Origin of the sequence: Sulfurihydrogenibium sp. YO3AOP1 (assembly GCF_000020325.1) — a bacterium.
Lineage (GTDB): Bacteria > Aquificota > Aquificia > Aquificales > Hydrogenothermaceae > Sulfurihydrogenibium.
In genome coordinates, this window is record NC_010730.1 from 1,161,367 (window position 1) to 1,184,192 (window position 22,826).

The window sequence follows — 22,826 nt, forward strand, 5'->3', positions numbered from 1 at the left end:
TTTATAAAATTTAAAAAGGAAATATTTCAGATTTAAATTCTCATAATGTTTGAACAGTAATGGGTAAAAATTAAATAGACATCTTAACAATAATCTTTCACACCTCATATTTTTTTAAGTACGGGCAATTCATGAATTGCCCCAACATCCATCAATCTCACTTTCTTACCTTTTCACATCTCACATTGAATTTATCAAGCAAAGTTTTGAATTTTATAATAAAATATTTATTTACCAGAAAACTTAGAGGTGGTAGAATTGTCTGAAATTTTAGAAAAAGACGCTTGCGGAGTTGGATTTATCGCAAATATCAAAGGTATAAAATCTCATAAAATTCTTCATAATGCTCTTGAATCTCTTGCGAATTTAGACCATAGAGGTGCTGTAAGTGCCGATGGTAAAACAGGAGACGGAGCAGGAATTTTAACACAGATTCCATATAAGTTTTTTGAAAAACAATTATTAAAATTAAATATAAAAGCTCCATCGGTTGAAGATTTGGCAGTTGGTATGTTTTTCTTGCCAAAGGGTAAAGAAGAATCTATAAAGAAAGAAATTGAGGATATAATAAATCAAAGATTTAAGTTTTTGACTTGGAGAGAAGTTCCAATAAACGAAGCTGAAATCGGAGAGATTGCAAAGAGAACGCAGCCAACAATCTATCAAGCTTTTATATCAAAAGAAGGTATAAAAGTTGATAATTTTGAAAGGGAATTATTTATTTTAAGAAAAAAACTTGAAAAGCTTGCTGATAATCCCGATTACAAAGATTTTTATATTCCTTCTCTATCTTCAAGAACAATAGTTTATAAAGGACTTATCACAGCTCCAAAATTGAGAGATTTTTACTATGATTTACAAGATGAAGATTACGAAACAGCTTTTGCAATATTCCATCAAAGATATTCAACTAACACATTTCCTAACTGGAAGCTTGCTCATCCTTTCAGAATACTTGCCCATAATGGGGAAATAAACACTATTTCAGCAAACAGAAACTGGCTAAAAGCTAAATATCAAGACATTAGAGAAGTATGGGGAGACCTTGCCGAGTATATTTTGCCAATTACAAACGATACTGACAGCGACTCTGCATCTCTTGACAATGCAGTAGAATTTTTAGTCCATTCTGGAAAAGACATTTTGACTGCAATTAATGTATTAGTTCCAAGAGCATGGGAAAACGATACAAGATTAACACCGGAAGAAAGAGCATTCTATGAATATTTTGCATGTATTTTTGAAAGCTGGGATGGTCCTGCAGCTATAGCATTTACAGATGGAAAAATCATAGGTGGAAAGTTAGACAGAAACGGTCTAAGACCGGCAAGGTACATAATTACAGAAGACACTATACTTATGGCTTCTGAAGTTGGAGTTATAGAATTTCCGGAAGAAGAAGTAAAATTAAAAGGAAGATTAGGTCCGGGAGATAAAATAGCTCTTGATTTAGAATCAGGAAAGATCTATTTCTCAGAAGAGATTATAGACCTACTTGTAAAAAATAAAAAATACAAAGAATGGGTGGAAGAAAATATTACTCCGTTTATACCGGCTAAGGATGGTCCGGAAGTAGAAAGAAAAGATGTATTAAAAGAGTTAATTACTTTTGGATATGATAAAGATGAGATAAACATGGTTGTTAAAGAAATGGCTCTTAAAGGAACAGAGCCTATCTACTCAATGGGTAATGACACGCCTATATCTGTTTTATCAAGAAGACCTAAAATGCTTGCCTCTTACTTTAAACAAAGATTTGCACAGGTTACAAACCCACCGATAGACCCAATCAGAGAAAAAGCCGTTATGTCTTTAAAGACATACGTAGGAAAAAAAGAAAACTTTTTACTTGAGACACCACAGCATGCAAAACAGATTGTTTTTGATTCACCAATTATTTTTGACAACGAAATGCAAGAGCTTATACAGACATATCCAGAAAAAATCCAAATAATTCCAACTATATTCCCACCTTACGATACTGCGTTAGAACCAGCTTTAGATGAGATTTGCCAAAGAGTTGAAGAAGCGGTAGATAATGGAAAGGAAATTATAATCTTATCAGATAGAGATGTATCTATTGAAGGTGCTCCAATTCCTATGGGTCTTGCTGTTGGAGCTGTTAATGCTTATATGTCAAGAAAAGGTAAAAGAAGTAAATTTAGCATAATAGCAGATTCAGGAGAGGTTAGAGATACTCACAGCATAGCTTTCTTAATAGGATATGGTGCTACTCTTGTAAATCCATACATGGCTGTACAGGTAATAAGAAATCTTGTTGAAGAAGATAGTAAGCTTGAAATATCTTTTGAAGAAGCGGTAAAGAATTATAAAAAAGCTGTTAATGAAGGTCTTTTAAAGATAATGTCTAAAATGGGAATTGCTACAATAAAAAGTTATAGGTCTGCTGGTTTATTTGAAGCTCTTGGTATTTCTCAGGAAGTCATAGATAAATGTTTTCCGGGAACAATTTCTAAGCTTGATGGAATAGGATTTGTAGAGATAGCAAGGGAAACCTTAGCAAGATTTAATAAAGCATTCTCAGGAGAGCTTACAGAACTTCCAGTAGGTGGAGAATACAGACATAGAAGAGAAGGTGGAGAGTTCCACTCTTGGAATCCAAAAGCTTTAACTTCTCTACATAGGGCAGTAAGACAGATTAAGCTTGATGAATATAAAGCATTTACAGAATATGCTTATGCAGAAAAACCGGTAGAGCTAAGAGATTTACTTGAAATAACATCAGATAGACCACCAATTCCGATAGAAGAAGTAGAACCAATAGAAAGTATAATGAAAAGATTTATCGGTGCTGGAATGTCTGTCGGAGCTTTAAGTAGAGAAGCTCACGAAACCATAGCAGAAGCTTTAAACTCTATTGGTGGTAAATCAAACTCCGGTGAAGGTGGTGAAGACCCAGCAAGGTATGGAACTATAAAAAATAGTAAAATCAAACAGGTTGCATCAGGAAGGTTTGGAGTAACACCAGAATATTTAAATTCAGCTGAAGAGATAGAAATAAAAATAGCCCAAGGTGCAAAACCGGGAGAAGGCGGACAGCTACCGGGTAAAAAGGTTGATGTATACATTGCATTTTTAAGACATGCAAGACCCGGAACAACTCTAATATCTCCACCACCACATCATGATATTTACTCAATAGAAGATTTAGCACAGCTAATTTATGACTTAAAAATGATAAATCCAAGAGCTAAGATAATCGTAAAACTGGTATCAGAAAGTGGAATTGGTGTTGTAGGTTCCGGAGTAGCAAAAGCATTTGCTGATATTATCCATATCTCCGGACATGATGGTGGAACTGGAGCATCTCCGTTAGTATCCATAAAGCATGCTGGAACAATTTGGGAACTCGGACTTCCGGAAGTCCATAGAGCCTTAATAGATAATGATTTAAGAGGAAGGGTCAAGTTAAGAGTAGACGGTGGAATCAAAACAGGTAGAGATATTATCATAGGAGCATTACTTGGAGCGGAAGAATTTGGATTTGGAACCGCTTTAATGATAGCTGAAGGATGCGTAATGGCAAGACAATGTCATTTAAATACATGTCCTGTTGGAATAACAACGCAGGATAAAAGACTTAGAGAAAAATTCCCAGGAAAGCCAGAGCATATTATCAACTACTTAAAATTTGTTGCACAAGAAGTTAGACAGTATCTTGCAGATATGGGATATAAAAGCTTAGACGAAATCATCGGAAGAGTAGACCTGTTAAAACCAGCTATACCAACAGACCATTATAAAGCTAAAAAATTGAAATTAGATTATGTATTACAAAAACCAGACTTTTCCAAACCAATCAAGTGTATTCAAGACTCTAATCCAATACCACAGTCAAAACAACCATTTGACTTAGAAGTATTGAAAGATATACTTCCTGCGATTGAAAAAGATGAAAACTTCTCAGGTTTTTATGTTTTGAGAAATACTTACAGGTCATTTGGAACAAGAATAGCCCATGAAATCGTAAAGAGATACGGAGATAGAGGATTAAGAACAGGTAAATTAGAGCTTAATTTAAGAGGAACTGCAGGGCAAAGCTTTGGTGCATTCTGCGTTCCAGGAATGATTTTGTTTTTAACAGGACAGGCAAACGATTATGTAGGTAAAGGAATGGCCGGTGGAGTAATCATAATCAAGCCACCAAAAGAATTCAAAGGCGAAAGTCATAAAAATGTAATTGCCGGCAACACAATACTTTATGGAGCTACAGGCGGTCAAGTTTATATCTCCGGAATGGTCGGAGAAAGATTTGCAGTAAGAAACAGCGGAGCTACGGCAGTAGTTGAAGGTGTTGGAGACCATGGCTGCGAATACATGACAGAAGGAACAGTTTTAATACTTGGGAAAATAGGCATAAACTTTGGAGCTGGTATGACCGGCGGAACAGCTTACATCTACGATCCAGAAGGTGAAGTAGATAGAAAAATCAATAAATCATATGTAAAAACTGAAGCACTCGAAGAGGAAGACATAGAAGAGATAAACAAACTCCTATTAAAACATGTTGCCTATACAGAAAGCAAAATAGCTAAATATATATTAGACAATTTTAAAGAAGAAATTAATAACTTTGTTAAAGTTGTAGCGTTAGAATCTAAAAAACCTGCATTAGACACAGATGAAGCAGTTGTAGGAAAGTGAGAGATAATGAGTTTTTATCTTACTTGCTTGGTTCATTTTAAAATTTTAAAATATACCTTGGGGTGAGAAATTAGTGGTTTTTATAGAGTTTGTAAAGGAGATCCTTCGGACTTGCGTCCTCAGGATGACAGAGAAAGGTTTGTTGATAAACATCAAAGAAAGGGTAGCCTTATTTGTCATTCTGAGCGAAGCGAAGAATCTCCTAATTTTACCCAGTTTCTCATCCGACGTATTTGTTTTATTTAAAGAATGGAGGAGTTAATGAAATTAGCTAAGCATTATTTAGTTTTACTCTTAGCATTGTTAATAAGTTTTCAGTTTTCTTGTGGAGGTTCTAATAGAAAAGATAACTCTAAAACTTTAAACCTTCCGGAGGCTACTGTTAATCATGTGATAGATGGCGATACAATTGTAGTAATATTTAACGGTCAAAAAGGGCATGTGAGATTAATCGGAATTGATACACCGGAAAGTAGGATGAACCATAGGGTTGAAATTCAAGAAAGAAATTTGGGCGATGCTGAAAAAGTTATAGAGCTTGGTCAAAAAGCAAAGGAGTTTACAAAGTCGTTAGTAAAACCAGGAGATAAAGTTTATTTAGAGTTTGATGTTCAGCAAAGAGATAAATATGGCAGGTTGCTTGCATATGTATACTTAAGAGATGGAAGGATGTTAAATAAAGAAATTATATGCAATGGTTATGCTATGCCATTAACTGTACCGCCAAATGTTAAATATCAAGAAGAATTCAAAAAATGCTATCAAGAGGCAAGAGAAAAAGGATTAGGCTTGTGGAAGGAGTGAATGGTGCAGCAGGATAAAAAATTAGATAATACTCAAAAAAAACAATCTATAAAACACTTTATCGAAACTATAGTTTTTATATTCGTTGTTGTATCACTTGTTAGAGTTTTTCTTGTTCAGGCTTTTAATATTCCTTCCGGCTCAATGAAACCAAGTTTGCTCATAGGAGACTTTATTCTGGTTAATAAATTAGTCTATGGTAACTGGGATATTGGAATTCCGTTTACTAATATTACTTTTTACCATCACAACAATAGACTTGCAAAGATAGATAGGGGAGATGTTATTGTATTTAAATATCCAGAAGACCCTTCTATAGACTTTATAAAAAGAGTAATTGCACTTCCGGGCGATATAGTAGAAGTTAAGAATGATATCGTTTATTTAAATGGAAAGCCTTTAAAAAGAGAGCCGGCTGGATTTTATGAAGAAGAAAATGAAAAAGTAAAAAAATACATAGAGACAACTTATAGAAGTAATGGTAAACCATACTCGTATACTATTATGGAAATAGAAGACGGTATAGGACCAGATTTTGGACCTATTCAAGTGCCACCAAACAGTTATTTTGTAATGGGAGATAATAGAGATAACTCAAAAGACAGTAGATTTTGGGGCTTCGTACCGGATGATTATGTAATAGGTCAAGCTTTTGTGATTTACTTCTCTATAGATTTAAAGAAGCCAACTATAAGATTTGATAGATTAGGAAAGGTTATTTATTAGAAGGTTTAGTGAAGGTTTAGTAGTATAAAAACCATATTTTATTTTAGGATGCTTTAAAATTTTAACCAAGTCTAAAAATTAATTAATCTTTTTTATCGTCATTCTGCAGCCGGTGAAGAATCTCCGTTCTTTTATGATCCTACTTTGTTATTCTGCAGCTACAACAAAGAATTTCAGTCCTTTGAACTTCTCACTTATTCACTTTCTCATCTTCTTTAAAATAGGAGATCCTTCGGACTTACGTCCTCAGGATGTTCTATGTTAAATGTCAAGTGCAAAAATTTTCATCAAATGGTCTTCTGCTTTTTAATACACCATATGCTTGCCTTAATAACTTATGTGCTACAGCCACTAATGCTAACTTTTTAGCCTTACCTTTACTTACTAATCTTTCGTATAATTCTCTGCAGTATTTGTTAAACCTTATTGCTGATAATGCTGCCATGTATAATATCTTTCTTGCATATGGATTTCCCATCTTTTTTATCCGGACACTTTTCTTTACACATGCTGCACTTTCATATGGGCTTGGATTAATTCCTATAAAACTTGATGCATCTTTTACACTCTTAAATCTTTCAAAATTTCCATATACTGATATTATCATTCCTATAGTCCTATCACTTATACCAGGTATGCTTTTTAAAAGTTTGTATTCCTCTTGATAATTCTTCTTAGACAATTCTTTTATCTCTTTCTCAAGTTCTTTTATGTTTTTTTCTATTTTTCTAATTAGCTCATCGTAATATTCTAAATTCTCTTTCAATTTTTTCATTGGTACATAGGTTAATGATTCTCTTTTGTTTCTTAGCATTGTAAGCTGCTGTTGTAGGTCTTCCAATATCTTTAGTTTTACTTCTATTTCTTTTTCTACATCTGATTTTGGTTTATAAAGCTCTCCATCGAAAAACGTTCTTCCATATTCTGCAATAAAGAATGAATCAGCTTTATCTGTTTTAACTCTTGTCATTTTAGCTTCCATAAATTTCTTTATTGAAAATGGATTTACTACTGCTACTTTATAACCATTTTCATACAGATAATTAGCAAGCTTTAAATGGTAAACTCCCGTATGTTCCATTATGATAAGCATATCTGACTTTTTAAACTTCTTAAGGTAAGGCTTTACTTTCATTTCAAACTCTACCGGGTCAGATTTAACTTCAAAAGTTTCTTTCTTGTTATCATACAAAACTGTAGCAGTGAATGAGTTTTTAGATACATCAACTCCTATAACAATTTTGTAGCTGTTCATAATAGTACCTCCTTTCATAAAATACTTGACATGAAAGAAACTTCCTGATAACCTATCATCGTAGTTAAATACAGGCTTAAAAGCCTAATGTTCTGATTCAGGTTTTAGGAAGTAGAGGAAGGACAGTCTAAAACATCCTGATCGGTCTTAAAAGACCAATGACAGAAACTTGATCTGTCCTTCTTTTTTTCTCCCATGTCTATAATTATTATAAAACTTATTCTCTTATAGTTTAAAAAATTTTTGGTATATTTAATATACGATGACAGCTAAAGCTTGATTGATAGGCATCATAGAAAGGGTAACCTTATTTGTCATTCTGAGCCGGAGCGAAGAATCTCTTACTTTTGTTGAATTTCTCAACCGACGTATAAATTATCATTCAAAATCAACAATCTTTTAATAAAATCTCATACAGCTGTTTTACTTTTTCTTCAAGTTCTTGGGTGGTGCCAGTATTTTCTATTATGTAGTCTGCATACTTTCTTTTTTCTTCTATATCCATCTGTGCGTTGATTCTTGCTAAAGCTTCTTCGTAAGAATAGCCTTTATTTTCTATTAATCTTTTTATTTGAAGTTCTCTTGGTGCATAGACTAAAACAACCTTATCATACTTTTTATAACTTCCTGTTTCTATCATAAGCGGTACAGATACGAATAAAACTTCATCTGAATTTTCTTTTTTATTGATTTCTATCCACCTATCAATCTCTTGATTAACTTTTGGATGTAGTATATTTTCAAGAATTTTCTTTTTTTCATAATCATTAAACACAATACCTGCCAACTTTTTTCTATCTATGTTTCCTTCATTATCAAAAGCATCAGGAAAATATTGCCTAATCTCGTTTTTAACATTCTCATCATTTAACAGTTTATGAACAACTTTGTCTGCATCTATTACCTTTGCACCAAGATTTTCTAAGATTCTTTCTACAGTTGATTTACCTGTTGCTATTCCACCTGTAAGACCTATTACTTTCATAGAGAATCCTTTTTTATGTCTATTAACCAGTCTCTAACTCAATACTCTTTTATATTTTTCTACTGGCAAATTTATACTTTTGTTTTATAATATTACCATAAAGCTATCACGGTAATCAAGAAATGAGTGGTAAAATAAAAGAAAAAACATCAGAAGATAGAATATTTGGCTCTTATCTGAGACTTATCAATAATTTTGTGTCTGGATTGAAAACTTTTTATTAAACAATTGTAAAATTTCATAAGAAGCTCCTTTAAAAGCAGGTATAGGTTTTTTCCATTTTCCATTCTTTAAATTATCTCTCTGTATAAGCAGATTTATCTCAAGAATGTCTACAGATTGAAAATATCCGCCTAAATTTATTCTTACTTTCTCTATCATGCTATTAACACTTTCAACTGGATTTGTTGTGTATATGTGCTTTCTTAGATTTTCTGGATATTTTAAAAAACATAAGTATCTCTCTTTGTTAGATTGAATATGTTTTATAAAGCTTGGATATTTAGATTTAAATCTACTACATAAATCATCTAATTTTTCTAATCCATCTTCATAATCTAAGCTGTTTTCTTTTATGTTTTTTAATTCTTTGTTAAATACTTGTGAATCTTCTTTATCCATCTGATTTCTAACGTTTCTTTGTAAATGGACTAAACATAGCTGATGGTCTGTATAAGGAAATAGTGTTTCTATGGCTTTTGTTATCCCAGGAAAATCATCACTTACTATAAGCATTACCCTTTTTAGTCCTCTATCTATTAAATCATTGAATACTTTTATCCAGTCTGCTTTGTTTTCACTACTGAAAAATGTGTAAAATCCAAATATATCTTTATTTCCTTGTAAATCTATTCCAAGAACTACATAGACAGAAGCCTTTCTGATTTTGTTTTTCTCTTTTATATCACAGTGATATGCGTCTATATACAGTACAAATGCATCCGATGGAAGCTCTCTTGTTTTAAAATCATTAAGTCTTTCTATAAGCTCTTTTTTGATTTTATCCATATGTTGTTTTGAGTAGTTTAAGCCCAAGCTTTTTAATGTAGAATCTATCTTGCTTTCTGAGTATCCATTGGATACCAAACTCATAAGAAGGTCTATATAATCTTCATTAACTCTTTTATAAGGGTCAGGTAATATTTGTGGTCTAAATTTACCCTTTCTATCTCTTGGGACATTTATGTTAAGCTTGAAAGAACCAGTATTTAGGCTTCTTTCATAATACCCATTTGCTTTGTTATCTTCATCATTTTCAAGGAAGAAATTTCTTTCCTGATTCATGACCAGTTCTACAACAGATTCTAAAAGCTTTCTTATACCTATCTTTTCTTTGGTTGTTATACCGTTTGGGAAAAGTTCTTTTACTAATTCTTCGGTAGATCTGTCTAATATTTTTTCAAAGTATTCTTTCTTATCCATTACTACTCCTCCTTATAATTTTATTTAGACACAACATTATTTTAACTCCCTCTTATCTATTTATAAATTACGCAAATAAGAGCAAAATAGAGAAAGTCAAAAATACTCTCAAAGAATATAGGAAAACTGCTAAGGATATATCTAAGTTTCTATGGGATATCTTCTTTATAGCAGGTAATCTCCCTCACAAAAAGAAAATAAACATCAAGCATATTCCAAGTTACCTATCGGAACGTTATAAGTATGTATGCTTATGGCAGACTTACGATGTTTTAAGTAGCTATATAGCAAATATTCAATATCAGTTTGCTAATGTTGTGTTTAATTCAAGTTTAAACAAAGAAGACAAATTAATACTGCTTGCATTGAATAATGTAAAGGGTTGGCTTATATACGATAAAGATGAGATAGAAGTATATGAGAAAGACAAGAAGAGAAAGGTTAAAGTTTCAGAGTTTCATAGAAAATTAGCAAAGAAAATATTTAAACATCTGCTTGGTAAAAATAGAAGACCAAGATTTGATAATATTTCAATGCATTTGGACGGTAAAGTAACAGAAATAAGTAAAAAGGAAAAAGATGGTGCTAAGAGTTTTGATTATTGGTTAAAGATATCTACATTAGAGAAAGGAAAACCGGTATGCATACCACTTAAAGCAAATACATATGCAGAAAAGTTAGAAGGAAAATTTTTAAATTACTGTCAAGTAGTTGAAAATGATGGAAAGATAGAATTTAGAATAATAAAACAGTTAAAGAAAAAAGAATACATACCTGCTACAGATGAGATAGCAATTGACTTAGGATTAAGACCGTTATTTGCAACAGATAAGGGAGATTTATTTGGTAGAAATTTCTTTGATACTTTGAAAGCTTTTGATAAGAAAATAACAAAAAGAATGGCAAGTTTGCAAAAGAGAAAGATAAAACCAAGAGATGATAAGAAATACAGAAAATATAGAGATAACTTAAGAGATTATCTGAAAAATGAGATAAATAGACTGATAAACGTTATTGTAGAAACTTATAAGCCAAAAAGAATCATTATAGAGAGATTAGATTTTAGAAGCCCTGAGCTTTCTAAGAGACTAAACAGAATGATACAAAATTTTGGAAAGAGATATATAAAACAAAAATTAGAGAGATTGCAACAGCTTTATGGAATTGAAATAATAGAAATAAATCCAGCTTATACAAGTCAAGAATGTAGCTCTTGTGGATATATAGATAAAAAGAATAGAAAAGATACTCAAGAATTTGAATGTAAAGTATGTGGAAATAAAACAAATGCACAAGTAAATGGAGCTAAGAATATTCTCAAGAGAAGTTCTCTTGGGAGTTTATATCTGACAAAAAAGCAAGTCCTCAAGATACTGATAGAAAGGTATCTTGAGAGACACAAAGGGTGTAAGAGTCCTCCCTTGGATGTTATCAAAGGTAATCCATACTTTAAGGATTATCTTGATAGCATTTTAAACCCTTGTCAGAACCTAACGCCAAGTTAGGTGTGTATAAACAAATATTTTTTCCATACATGGAATATTTGTCTATACAGAGGGGAACTCTTTAATATGCACGTCTAATTGTGGATATGGAATTTCTATACCTTCCTTTTTTAATCTTTTAAATATTCTCTTTCTAAGCTCGCTTTGAACTAAAAAACTATCTTCATAATTTGCTGCATAAAAATAAAGCGTAAAGTTTAAAGAACTATCTTTAAAGCCAGGAATAAATCTAAGTACTGGAACAGGGTCAAGTAACAATTTATCATTTTCTTTTGCTAAGTTATAAACTTCTTCCATTACTATTTTTTCAAACTTTTCTATATCTGTATAATAACTAACAGGAATCTCTATAGCTACTCTTGTAAGTTCTACAGGCTTTGCAAAATTAACAATGATGCTTTGAGCAAGCTTTTCGTTAGGAAGGATTACAACATCGTTAGATAAAGTTTTTATTGTTGTAGTTCGCCAGTTAATGTTCATAACATAACCTTTTTTACCATTTTCAAGCTCTATAAAATCACCAACCTTTATATTTTTCTCAAGCAGTATATAAAGACCTGAAAAAATGTTTGATAGTGTATCTTTTAGAGCTAAACCTATTGCAAGACCACCTATTCCAAGCGTTGTAATAATTGGCATTATAGAGATACCAAAATAAGACAGCATCATTAATATTCCAATCAAATAGATAAAAACTTGAAGTAGGATAAATATTAGCCCTGTCTCTGGAAGATTTTTATTTTGTAAATAAAGTTTAACGATTCTTGTGGAAAGGTTCGCAATCAGTATTGTAATTGAGAATATCAATAACACGTCTATTACTTTTGTTATTAGATTTATCTGATTTTGGGGCAATCTTGAGAGATAGACCGTTGCATGTGCAGAAAGTAAAATTACCCAAATTAAGGATGGAATTTTTATGCTTTTATAGATAGTATTTAAAATATTATACGATAGACCTTCAAATCTATTTCTAAATGCCTTTAAAAATCTTAAAGCTGTAAGCCTTAAAATGTATAAAACAACAAAAGAGCCAACGAATAATATCAGCTCTTTATAATCGTTCAATAAATTATTCATTATTTTTTCTTATCTCAACACTTAATTTGTGAGCTTCAAGACCCTCGGACTTAGCCATATTAATAGCATGTTTTGCTACTCTGTCAAAGCCTTCTTTTGATACATATATTACAGAGCTTCTTTTTATAAAGTCATAAACTCCAAGGGGAGATGAAAATCTTGCTGCTCTTGAAGTAGGTAATACGTGATTTGGTCCAAGGATGTAGTCCCCAAGTGGTTCTGTTGCATACTCTCCAAGGAATATTGCTCCAGCATGATATATTTTGTTAAGTAAATCAAACGGATTTTTTGTTATGATTTCTAAGTGTTCAGGGGCAATATAGTTTGAAACTTCGCAAGCAGTATCTAAATCTTCTACAATAAAAGCATGTCCATATACATTTAAAGATTTTTCTGCTATTTCTTTTCTTGGAAAATCTTTTAATAGTTCTGTATATAAATACTCTTTTACTTTCTTTGCAAGGTCTTCTGACGTTGTAACAAGTATGGATGCTGCCAGCTCGTCGTGTTCTGCTTGAGATAGTAAATCTGCTGCAACCCATTTGTAATTTGCAGTTTCATCTGCTATCACAAGAATTTCTGAAGGTCCTGCTATCATGTCTATGTCAACTATTCCATATAAATTCTTTTTAGCTAAAGCTACGTATATATTACCCGGACCAACGATTTTATCAACTTTTCTAACTGTTTCTGTTCCATAAGCCATTGCAGCAACTGCTTGAGCACCACCGATTCTATAAACAGTATCTATACCACATACAAAAGCAGCTGCCAATGTGTATTTATTTGGATTTGGAGAACACATAACAATCTCTTTAATGCCGGCTACCCTTGCAGGAGCTGCATTCATGATTACACTTGAAGGATAAGCTGCCTTGCCACCTGGAACGTATAGTCCAACTACTTCCAAAGGTGTTATTTTCTGACCAAGAATCATTCCCTCTTCTTCTTTAAAGAAAGATTTCTCTTTCTGATTTTCATGAAATTCATAAATTCTCTCATAAGCTACTTCGTAAGCCCATCTAACATCATCTTCTATCTCATTATATGCTTTTTCAAGCTCTTCATATGGAATTACAAGGTCTTCCGGATTTAACTTAACTTTATCAAACTTTTCTGTAAATTCTACAAGAGCCTCATCTCCTCTTTCTTTTACTTCTTTTATGATAGTTTTTACAATAGGTTCGTATTTTTCTGTCTCTATATCTCCTCTTTTTATTAGAAATTCCAGACTTTCATCCTCTTTAAAATATCTCCCTCTCAAATCAACGATTTTCATTAACTTCTCCTTGTACAGATGTAATGAAAAATATTATATCAGTTATAGATGGTAAATTATTTAACAGACCGCTTTTAAAAAGCAAAAGAAATTAAAACTGTAAAAATCAGAATATATAAGATGTTTACTCCTTTGTATATTGCGATAAAGCTTATTAAGGCAAAAATCAGTTTAAAAAAGCTCCAATCTACAGAATTGGCAAAATTTAAACTTGTAAATAGAAGCAGTCCTGAAAAAGAAGCAATAAGTCCTCTTTTTGCCCTTAAAAAGACTTGTAAATTCTTAATTTTTTCAGAAATTTCAAAAGCTAAAACTAACATTACAAAAGATGGAGTAAAAACTGAAATTGTAGCTATAAGAGCACCCAAGAAACCTTTTAATAAATAGCCTATAAATGTTGCTGTAATAACGATAGGTCCGGGTGTAAGCTGTCCTAAAGCAATCCCAACCATCATAGTTTTAGTATCAATCCAGTGTAATCTATCTACAACTTCGTGCAACATTAAAGGCAAAGAGGCATACCCACCTCCAAAAGCAAAAAGGTCTATTTTCATCATTACTATAGAAAGTTCAAATAAAAATTTATCTAAAAAATAAAGGACAAGTAATCCACCAGCTACTACCAAAAGAATACTTAAAATACCAATAACATTAAATTTTTTTGAAACATAACTTTTTGAAGTAGAAATATCTTTAAAAACTATTTGAGAGAGTAAAAAACAAGAAATAATTATAAAAAATGGATTTACTTTTAACAGATAGAGAGTAAAAGAAAAAAGGCTAAAAACGTCTCTGCTTTTGATTTAATTAAAGGTTTAGCGAAGCTTATTAAAGCATTAATCACGATAGAAATGACCACTACTTGAAGAAAAGAAAAAACAGTTTTAATCTCTGGAAGGTTATGAATACTTACATAGATGTATGATAAAAGAAGCATAAGAAAAAATGCCGGTAATCCAAAAGCTATAAAACTGATAATTCCTCCTAAAATTCCTCTTGTAATAAGACCAACGAAACCTGCAACTTGTATGGCAGTTGCTCCAGGAATAGTTTGTACGATAGCAAGACTTTCTTGAAAGGCTTCATTATCAAGCCATTTTTTTTCTACAGCAAGATTACGAATATACGCCACCATAGCAGGACCGCCATAAGCAGTTAATCCAAGCTTAAAAAAAGAAAAAAATAAAGTTGTTAATTTGACTTTCTCTTGCATAGTATCCTTTATTTTACTATTTGTAATAATTATATATACATTAAGTGAAAAAAAAACGAAAAAAATATGAGATTCTTGATTCGATTAGAATGACAAAGAAAGATAATTTTCTCTAATATTTAACAATTAACTTTTTTGTTATCCCGAAGACGAACTCAAGGATCTCTTAATTAAATTATATTTCTTTGCCAATTTCTCACCCAACGTATATTTAAGATATTCCAATCCTACATTTTTTTTGAAAAAAGCTATTTACAACTATTCATCTTTTTGTTTATTACAATGCTCTTTATGCTTTTTACAAAAATCAAAAAACAAATTAACAATCTCTTCAGCATCTAACCAATTTTGCAGTGTTCTTGTATCGTTTTTTCCGGTTATGAGATAAATCCTATAAGCTATTTGTCTAATCAATTCTTCTTTGTTCATTGTTTTATCCTCCATCATCAAACTTTTATAGATAACCTAAGTTTCCACTTTAAAAATATCAAATATTAAATGTTGCTGTAGGAGTATGACCAAACGAAAACTCCAGTTTTAGTTTACTTCGATAGAGCTTCCAATATAGGTTCTGCATAGCCTATAACACTTGAGTGTGCAGCATGTTTTACTATCTTGATTATAGTAATAAGCTCTTCTTTTGTTGCTCCCATATTTAAAGCTGCGTTTAACTGTGTCTTTATACATTCTGTGTCTTTCATAGCTAATGCTACAGCCAAAAAGATTAAAGTACTTGTTTTAGCATCAAAAGGTAAGTTTGGATCACCTACACTACTTTTTGAGCTGGAAGCTACATCGTAAACAAGTTCTGGAGCAACAGTTTTTGCATACTGTATTGCTTTTGGTATTTTTTCTTCACCGCCTAATTTTTTTGCCATAAGTCCTAAGATTTCGTCAACGGTTGGCTTTTGCATTTTCTTTCCTCCTTTTATTAAAGTTTAAATAAATTATCACTCACCATTAAGATTCATCAAATCAAAGATTTTTAAATTATAGTTATAAAGCGTGTTTAGATAGGTTAACTGTGCTGATTGGTAGTTATTTTCTGATTCTAATACTTCTAATGTGTTTGCTATGTTTGTTTTAAATCTTTCTGTTGATAATCTAAGTGCTTCTTTTTGCTGGGAGTTAAAATAATGTTGTGTCTAAATAAAATTATAAGGAGGAGTAGTAATGGATAAGAAAGAATACTTTGAAAAAATATTAGACAGATCTACCGAAGAATTAGTAAAAGAACTTTTTCCAAACGGTATAACAACTCAAGAAGAAAAGATAGGTATAAGAAAGCTTTTAGAATCTGTTGTGGAACTGATTATGAATCAGGAAAGAAATTTCTTCCTTGAAAATGATGAAGACAACAAAGCAAACGGATATTATGAAAGAAGCCTAAATACTGGTTCTTTCAAGCTTAACATAAATGTCCCAAGAGATAGAAAGGGTAGATTTAGACCACAAATATTACCTGACCCTTACAAAAGAGTTAATGAAGATTACATAAACCTTCTTATGAGTTTAGTATCCAATGGATACTCAGAAAGCAAGATAGATTCTACATTAAAAAGCTTGGGCTTAAACTACTCAAAACAACATATGGATAAAATCAAAAAAGAGCTTATAGAAAGACTTAATGATTTTAAAACAAGAGAGCTTCCATCGGATGCATTTGTACTGTATATAGACGCATATCACTGTGATATAAAAGAGAAAAACAAAATCAGAAAGGCTTCTGTCTATGTAGTTCTTGGAATAGATTTACAAGGAAATAAAGATATATTTGGATTTTATACATTTTTCAGTAGTGAAAATAAAGCAGACTGGATAAAAGTATTCAATGATTTAATAGATAGAGGACTAAAAAGGGTAATGCTTATAGTAAGTGATGATTTTCCTGGGATAACAAAAGCCATAGAAACACTATTTCCTTATACAGACCATCAGCTATGTTTAGTCCATTTACAAAGAAACGTTAGAAATCAGATGGATAAAGAAGATTCACAAGTATTTAACAAAGAACTGAAAAACATAAAAGAAAACAGCTTAGATTATGAAGATGGATTAGAAAAATTAGATGATTTATGCGGTAGATTTAAGTCTAAATATCCAAGCTTTATAAAACATATTCAATCTAACAAAGAGAGATACTTATGTTTTTTAAAAATATCCAGAAAATCTAAGAAAACACATATACACAACAAATCCAGTTGAAAGTGTTAATAGCATGATAGAAAAGGTAAGAATAAATTTAGGCGGATATTTTCAATCTGTAGACATTCTTGAGATAAATCTGCTTATACAGAGAGATAATTTAAAGAATGGAAAATGGAAAAAACCTATACCTGCTTTTAAAGGAGCTTCTTATGAAATTTTACAATTGTTTAATAAAAAGTTTTCAATCCAGACACAAAATTATTGACAAGTCTCCTTTTGCTACTTTTAAGTTTTCTTCATTTGCTTTTAGCTGATGTTCTAATGCTTTTATATCTGCCAATATTTTGTTTAATGTTGTTTTTAATTCTGTGATTTTATCTTGGTAGGTTATCTCATTTTTTGTTTTATCTATCTTTGCTTGCAGTACTCTGCTATCTTTTGCAAAACCGTCAAACAGCGTCCAATTTAGTGATAATCCAAGGTTGTAGCCTTTTTTCCATACTTCTGATGTAGATGGATATTTTACTTGGTTGTTTGTTTGGTAGTTTAAAAATGCTGAAAGTGATGGATAGTTTGCTGATTTTTGGTATTCTACTTGCTGTTGTGCTACTTTTATTTGCTGGTTTATTACTTTTACTGCTGTGTTGTTTTCTATGTTTATTTCTTTGTTATATGTTAGTTTTTCTAAATTTCCTTCTGGTGGTGTTATGTTTTCTGTCATTAGAAATCTTTTTAGGTCTTCTATGGATTTTTCGTAGTTTGCTTTTGCGTTTTCATAGTCTGCGATTGCTGATTGTAGCTGTGATGATGCTCTCATAAAGTCGTATTTTGCAAGTAGTCCTACGTTGTACTTTGCTTCTACGTATTTATAGTTTTCCTGCCAATATTTTAGATTTTCTTCTTTTATTTTCATTATTTCTTTGTATGTTAAGGATGTAAGAAATAGTCTTCTTGCTGTGTCTTTTACTTGCTGTTTTATATCTTCTTTTATTACTTTTTGTAGTTCTGAATTACTTTCTGCTACTTTTATGAGATTAAAGACTTGGTAGTCAAATATTTTTTGAGTTAGTCCTGCTTTTGCTGAGTATTGGTTTTTTGGTGTAAATCCTGTTATATAGTTTGGATCCCATCTTGTGTATGAGCCTGTAATGGATGCTTGTGGCAGTACATTACTTTTTGCTTCTTTTATTTGTGCTTCTACTTTTTCTATATCTTTATCTGATAGCCTTATTTTTGTAGCGTTTTTTTCAGCAATGTTGAGGGTTTCTTCTAAGGTTATGCTGTATGCGTTTATTAATGGTGCTGCTATTAGACTAAGTATTAGCTGTTTTTTCATTTTTTTCACCTCTATCAATTAAGTAATAGAAAAATGGCACGTACACTAAGCTTAAAAATGTTCCAACGATTAGACCACCTATAGCAACCACTGCAAGAGGTGAAAGTCTTTCAAGTCCTATAGCCCATTCTAATGCAATTGGTATCATACCAACAGCTGTCCCGAATGCAGTCATCATAACTGGTCTTGTTCTTATGTTAACACTTTCTAAAATAGCCTCTTCCTTAGAGTAACCTTTTTCTCTGTATGTTTTTATAAACTCTATAATCAGAATTGAATTTTTAACTATGATTCCAGCAAGGAGAATAAATCCCATAATAGCCGGTAAACACATATGTTTATCTGCAATCAGTAATGACCATGAACCACCTATTACAGAAAGAGGAATTGCTAACATAATTGCCACAGGGTCTTTCCAAGATTTAAACACTGCTGCTAAAACTAAATATAAAATTACCAATCCAATCAAAATAGCTTTAAACATTCTTCCCATAGAATCCATCATCTGCTGGATATCTCCGGTTTGCTCTATCTTTATGTTAGGCAGTGGAAAACCTGGATGAGTTTTTGCATACTTTTCAAACTCTTTCTGGAAGTTTTCCATTATGTGAGATATAGCATTTGTGCCTCTGTATCCGTAAACGTCCTGTGTATAATCTAAAGCTTGTCTTGTGATTATTGTCGGCTCTGCTTTTTGAGTAAACTCTCCAAGAGCTTCTAACGGTACAAACCCTTTTGGAGTTTTTATCAAGTAGCTTTTAAACTGGTCTATATAGCTTCTTTGTTCTTGCGAAAGAATCACTCTGATTAAAAATCCTGTTTCATTTGGAATGGTTAAAACAGATGAGATCTGACCTTGCAAGCCAGCACTTACTTGAACAGCTACATCGTAAGGAGTTGTATTATAAAGAGCTGTTTTTTGTTTATCTATTTTAAACTCATACTCAATCTTATCCATGTCCCAGCTTTTAGATGCTGATTTTAGCCCCGGTGTATTGTTTGCTATCTCTAAAATTGTGTTTCCTGTTTTATTTAAAGCTTCGAGATTATCTGAGTATAAAGTTGTATCAAGATTTGCTTTTATTGATGATAAAGCTGTTGCTCCGTAGTCATAGACATCAGTATACTTTACGTTAGGTAAAGTGTGAATATAATCCCTTATTTTGTCTTCAAGCTGCCATATTGTTTCTTTTCTTTCAAATCTATTGACAAATGTTATTGTAAATGATGCGGTTTGAGGTGTTCCACCGCTGATTGTTAAGACTCCCGGTTCAGTTCCTATTGCGACAGAAACTCTTTTTACATTTCCAAGAGAGTAAATATAATCTTGAATTTTTTTAACTTCCTGATTTACCTGCCAAATAGATGTATTACTGTTAAAAACAACGTTTGCCTTAACAATTCCTGTATCCATCGGTGGCATTAAATCTCTTCCTGTAAAAGGAATAAGTTTTAAACTTATAACAAACAGCACTGTAAGAGGTAAAACGGCAAGAGGTCTTATTTTCTTTTTGTGAATCAACGTTTTTATCCAATCTGTGTAAATATTTTTTAAAGGATTTAGCCATGCTAGCATAAGTTGATTGATTTTAAGCTCCCAAGCTGATTTTTTATCTGCATTTTTCAAAAACTTGATTGCTAAAATTGGAATTAAAGTGATTGAAACAACGTAAGATACAAGGATAGCAATTAAAAGTGTACCTGCCAATGGTCTAAATATTTTTTCTGGAAAGTCTCCAACAAATAACATCGGAAATATGACAGCAGCAGTTGCAACAGTGCCACCAAAAACAACAAGCATAACTTCTTTTGTTCCATCTATTGCAGCTTCAACAGGCGATTTTTTTAATTCAAATAGATGTCTTTCTATATTCTCTAAAATAACTATCGCATCATCAACAAGCATACCAAGAGCTAAGATTACACCTGTCAAAGAAACTGTGTTAAATCCTATACCAAAAAGCCACATAAAGGCTATGGTGGCCAAATAAACAAAAGGTATTGATAAACCTGCGATTATAGTCATTCTTAGATTTGCCAAGAATAAAAAGATTACCAAAGATGTAAAGATTATTGCATCTCTTAAAGCCTCAAGCATATTTTCATTACTTTGTTTAACCAACTCTTTTTGTGTATCTGATATATCTATATTTAACTGTGGAAATTGAGCTTTTATTTTTGGCAGAACCTCTTCAACTGCTGAAATTGTACTTAAAACAGCTCCACCGTAAGGTCTTTGAATTGCAAGAGCTATTCCTTCTTTTCCATTTCCTTGATACATTGCAGTAGGTGGTTTGATACCAAACTCTACTTTTGCAACATCGCTAAGCTTAACATCTTTTGTTATCTGAATGTTTTTTAGTTCATCTAAGCTTTTTGCCTCTGTTTTTAAGATAAACGTGTTTTGTGTATCTTTGTTAATCATTATTCCAAGTGGCATATCATTGTTTGATTTTTGGATAGCATTGATTATATCCTGAGGAGATAATCCATAAGAGCTTAACTTAGCATTGTCTATTTGAATATGTACTTCTTTTGTATAGCCTCCAAAAACATCTACATTTGCTACTGCATTTGTTCTAAGTATTTCATTTTTAATCTGATTTTCTGCTATATACCTTACATCTTCCAAAGACGGGTGCGAATCTTTCTTAGGACTTACAATTAAAACCATTACAGGTGGTGTGTAAGATGTTATTTCATAAATCTGTGGTGGCAATATATCCTTTGGAAGTAAGTTTTGGACTTTGCTAAGAGCATTGGCTACGTCTGTTTTTGCCTCTGCTAATGGCTTAGAATAATGAAATTCTGCTATAACTGTACAAAATCCATCGTTTGATGTTGAATATACTCTTCTTATACCGCTTATAGTATAAAGCTGCCTTTCAATAATAGATGCTGTATGGTCTGCTATGTATTTTGCAGTTGCTCCCGGCTCTTGAACTACTACTGCTATTTGAGGTCTATCAGCCGGTGGAAATAAATCCCTTGGCATAGAAAAAAATCCGATAATTCCCATAAAAGCAAAAGCAATTAAAATTGAAAATATAAGGTGAGGTTTAGATATATACCATTTTAGCATCAGTTTTCACCTCTAAACTCAATAAGCTTTTGACCTTCATAAATTCTTTGTAGCAAAGACTCATCTCCGACAACTACTTTATCTATTGTGCTTAAATTACCATCAACGCATGCCTCAGTTAATGTTTTAGCTTTCACTACAACAGGAACTAAATGAGCCTTTGAGTCTTTTATTCCTATCACATAATAACCATCTATTTTTTTTACTACAGAATTAGCATGGACTATAAAGCCATCACATCTACCTTCTTTAATAAAAACGTCAACGAATGTATGAGCAGGCAGATTGAAAGGATTATTTGAAACAGAAAGTTTTAGGATTGATAGATTATTTTGAGCAGATTGTAAAACATCTTCCACAACAACATCGACAGACTGGCCGTTATAGCTAACTTTCTCTACATCTCCTTTCTTTACTTTTAAAGCTAATTCAGTTGGCACGTTGACATAAACTAAGTATTTCCCACTTCCTACAATCTCAACTACCGGCTTACCAGCCAAAGCCACATCTCCAACATTAACAAATTTACTTGCCACAACTCCATCAAAAGGAGCTCTGTATTCTGTGTAATTTAGATTAGATTTTAAAGACTCTATTTGACCGGCTACAGATTTAGCTTGGTCTTCTAACTGTTTTACTTTACTTAAAGCATTTTCTTTATTGGCCAAAGCTTGTTTATATAGATTTTCCATATTTTCTAACTGTTCTTTAGAAATAAGCTCTTTTTCATAAAGCCCTTTATATCTTTCATACTCTTTTTTGGCATTTATATACTGTGTATTTGATGCTTCAATCTGAGCTTTTGCACTATCTATTTGGTCTAAAATAGCTTTTTGAGAGTACGTCAAAGCTGATATGTTTGATTCTATATCACTGGAATCCAACTTAAAAACCAAATCTCCTTTTTTAACCTTTGTCCCTTCATTTGCAACATATAAAACCGTTGCACTAAACTTTGAACTTACAAGAGCATCATTTTCTGGTCTAAACTCACCTAAGAATTTTTGATAAGATTCAAGCTCTCCTTGTTTTACGTTAGATGTATTTACTACCAACGGATAGCTTTTAGGTTTTTCAAAGCTTGCCAACTCTCGTTTCTTTCTAATGACAGAAAAAACAGCAATTAAGATGACTATCAAAACTACAAAAATAAAAATCTTTTTACTTTTACCCATCTTAGTCTCCATATTCTTAATTTATAAAAAATTTTTTATATAAACATTTTTAAATAATTCGAAGGTTGAATATATGACTTAAATCATAAAAGTAGCTCTTTTACGTTATTTTGAATGAAGGCGTTCTAAAATTCCTGTAAGTTGTATAATG

At 31.9% G+C, this 22,826-nt stretch carries 16 protein-coding genes and 2 pseudogenes; 5 read left to right on the forward strand and 13 right to left on the reverse strand.

Features of this window, described 5'->3' with window-relative positions; translation table 11 throughout:
• Nucleotides 1-258: 258 nt before the first annotated feature.
• From gltB to lepB, 3 genes are all read left to right on the forward strand, one after another.
• Nucleotides 259-4,665 (forward strand): glutamate synthase large subunit, encoded by a 4,407-nt coding sequence (gltB, locus tag SYO3AOP1_RS05785; protein WP_012459798.1) that lies wholly within the window; start codon nt 259-261, stop codon nt 4,663-4,665.
• Nucleotides 4,666-4,926: 261 nt separating this feature from the next.
• The gene (locus tag SYO3AOP1_RS05790) at nt 4,927-5,469 is read left to right on the forward strand and encodes a thermonuclease family protein (RefSeq protein ID WP_012459799.1); all 543 of its coding nucleotides are present in this window, start codon (nt 4,927-4,929) and stop codon (nt 5,467-5,469) included.
• A gap of 3 nt (nt 5,470-5,472) precedes the next feature.
• Entirely contained in the window at nt 5,473-6,195 is a 723-nt protein-coding gene (lepB, locus tag SYO3AOP1_RS05795) for a signal peptidase I (protein WP_012459800.1), read from the forward strand.
• Between the two features lie 268 nt (nt 6,196-6,463).
• Here the strand turns inward: lepB and SYO3AOP1_RS05800 are convergent, their stop codons facing one another.
• From SYO3AOP1_RS05800 to SYO3AOP1_RS05810, 3 genes are all read right to left on the reverse strand, one after another.
• Nucleotides 6,464-7,450 (reverse strand): IS110 family transposase, encoded by a 987-nt coding sequence (locus tag SYO3AOP1_RS05800; protein WP_012459801.1) that lies wholly within the window; start codon nt 7,448-7,450, stop codon nt 6,464-6,466.
• A 388-nt stretch (nt 7,451-7,838) separates the two neighbouring features.
• Nucleotides 7,839-8,435: a dephospho-CoA kinase gene (gene coaE, locus SYO3AOP1_RS05805; RefSeq protein WP_012459802.1), complete on the reverse strand. Its 597-nt coding sequence runs from the start codon at nt 8,433-8,435 to the stop codon at nt 7,839-7,841.
• 186 nt (nt 8,436-8,621) lie between these two features.
• A complete protein-coding gene (locus tag SYO3AOP1_RS05810; protein WP_012459803.1) occupies nt 8,622-9,857 on the reverse strand; it encodes an IS256 family transposase in 1,236 nt (411 codons plus the stop codon).
• A 317-nt stretch (nt 9,858-10,174) separates the two neighbouring features.
• On the opposite strand from SYO3AOP1_RS05810, the gene SYO3AOP1_RS05815 reads away from it, so the two are divergent.
• Complete coding sequence (locus SYO3AOP1_RS05815) at nt 10,175-11,362, forward strand: RNA-guided endonuclease TnpB family protein (RefSeq protein ID WP_012459804.1); 1,188 nt, start codon at nt 10,175-10,177, stop codon at nt 11,360-11,362.
• A 42-nt stretch (nt 11,363-11,404) separates the two neighbouring features.
• Here the strand turns inward: SYO3AOP1_RS05815 and SYO3AOP1_RS05820 are convergent, their stop codons facing one another.
• The 7 genes and pseudogenes from SYO3AOP1_RS05820 to SYO3AOP1_RS09360 form a co-directional block, all read right to left on the reverse strand.
• The gene (locus SYO3AOP1_RS05820) at nt 11,405-12,442 is read right to left on the reverse strand and encodes a mechanosensitive ion channel family protein (protein ID WP_012459805.1); all 1,038 of its coding nucleotides are present in this window, start codon (nt 12,440-12,442) and stop codon (nt 11,405-11,407) included.
• Nucleotides 12,435-13,721 (reverse strand): histidinol dehydrogenase, encoded by a 1,287-nt coding sequence (gene hisD, locus SYO3AOP1_RS05825; RefSeq protein ID WP_012459806.1) that lies wholly within the window; start codon nt 13,719-13,721, stop codon nt 12,435-12,437. The genes SYO3AOP1_RS05820 and hisD overlap by 8 nt, the downstream gene beginning before the upstream one ends.
• A gap of 74 nt (nt 13,722-13,795) precedes the next feature.
• A complete protein-coding gene (locus SYO3AOP1_RS09145; RefSeq protein ID WP_012459807.1) occupies nt 13,796-14,347 on the reverse strand; it encodes a chromate transporter in 552 nt (183 codons plus the stop codon).
• A 125-nt stretch (nt 14,348-14,472) separates the two neighbouring features.
• Nucleotides 14,473-14,934, reverse strand: a complete 462-nt coding sequence (locus tag SYO3AOP1_RS09150; protein WP_012459808.1) for a chromate transporter — start codon at nt 14,932-14,934, stop codon at nt 14,473-14,475.
• Nucleotides 14,935-15,192: 258 nt separating this feature from the next.
• Nucleotides 15,193-15,363, reverse strand: a complete 171-nt coding sequence (locus SYO3AOP1_RS09260; protein WP_012459809.1) for a DUF2934 domain-containing protein — start codon at nt 15,361-15,363, stop codon at nt 15,193-15,195.
• A gap of 113 nt (nt 15,364-15,476) precedes the next feature.
• The gene (locus tag SYO3AOP1_RS05835; RefSeq protein ID WP_012459810.1) at nt 15,477-15,848 is read right to left on the reverse strand and encodes a carboxymuconolactone decarboxylase family protein; all 372 of its coding nucleotides are present in this window, start codon (nt 15,846-15,848) and stop codon (nt 15,477-15,479) included.
• Between the two features lie 36 nt (nt 15,849-15,884).
• Nucleotides 15,885-16,043 (reverse strand): annotated as a pseudogene (locus SYO3AOP1_RS09360) (TolC family protein); the annotation flags it as partial.
• Nucleotides 16,044-16,107: 64 nt separating this feature from the next.
• Here SYO3AOP1_RS09360 and SYO3AOP1_RS05840 point away from each other — a divergent pair.
• A pseudogene (locus SYO3AOP1_RS05840) lies at nt 16,108-17,347 on the forward strand (IS256 family transposase).
• Here SYO3AOP1_RS05840 and SYO3AOP1_RS05845 read toward each other — a convergent pair.
• The 3 genes from SYO3AOP1_RS05845 to SYO3AOP1_RS05855 are packed head-to-tail and all read right to left on the reverse strand — an operon-like array spanning nt 17,324 to nt 22,675.
• Entirely contained in the window at nt 17,324-18,418 is a 1,095-nt protein-coding gene (locus SYO3AOP1_RS05845; RefSeq protein ID WP_012459811.1) for a TolC family protein, read from the reverse strand. The pseudogene SYO3AOP1_RS05840 and the gene SYO3AOP1_RS05845 overlap by 24 nt on opposite strands.
• Nucleotides 18,396-21,500: an efflux RND transporter permease subunit gene (locus SYO3AOP1_RS05850; protein ID WP_012459812.1), complete on the reverse strand. Its 3,105-nt coding sequence runs from the start codon at nt 21,498-21,500 to the stop codon at nt 18,396-18,398. The genes SYO3AOP1_RS05845 and SYO3AOP1_RS05850 overlap by 23 nt, the downstream gene beginning before the upstream one ends.
• The gene (locus tag SYO3AOP1_RS05855; protein ID WP_012459813.1) at nt 21,500-22,675 is read right to left on the reverse strand and encodes an efflux RND transporter periplasmic adaptor subunit; all 1,176 of its coding nucleotides are present in this window, start codon (nt 22,673-22,675) and stop codon (nt 21,500-21,502) included. Before SYO3AOP1_RS05855 ends, SYO3AOP1_RS05850 begins: the two co-directional genes overlap by 1 nt.
• Nucleotides 22,676-22,826: the final 151 nt, after the last annotated feature.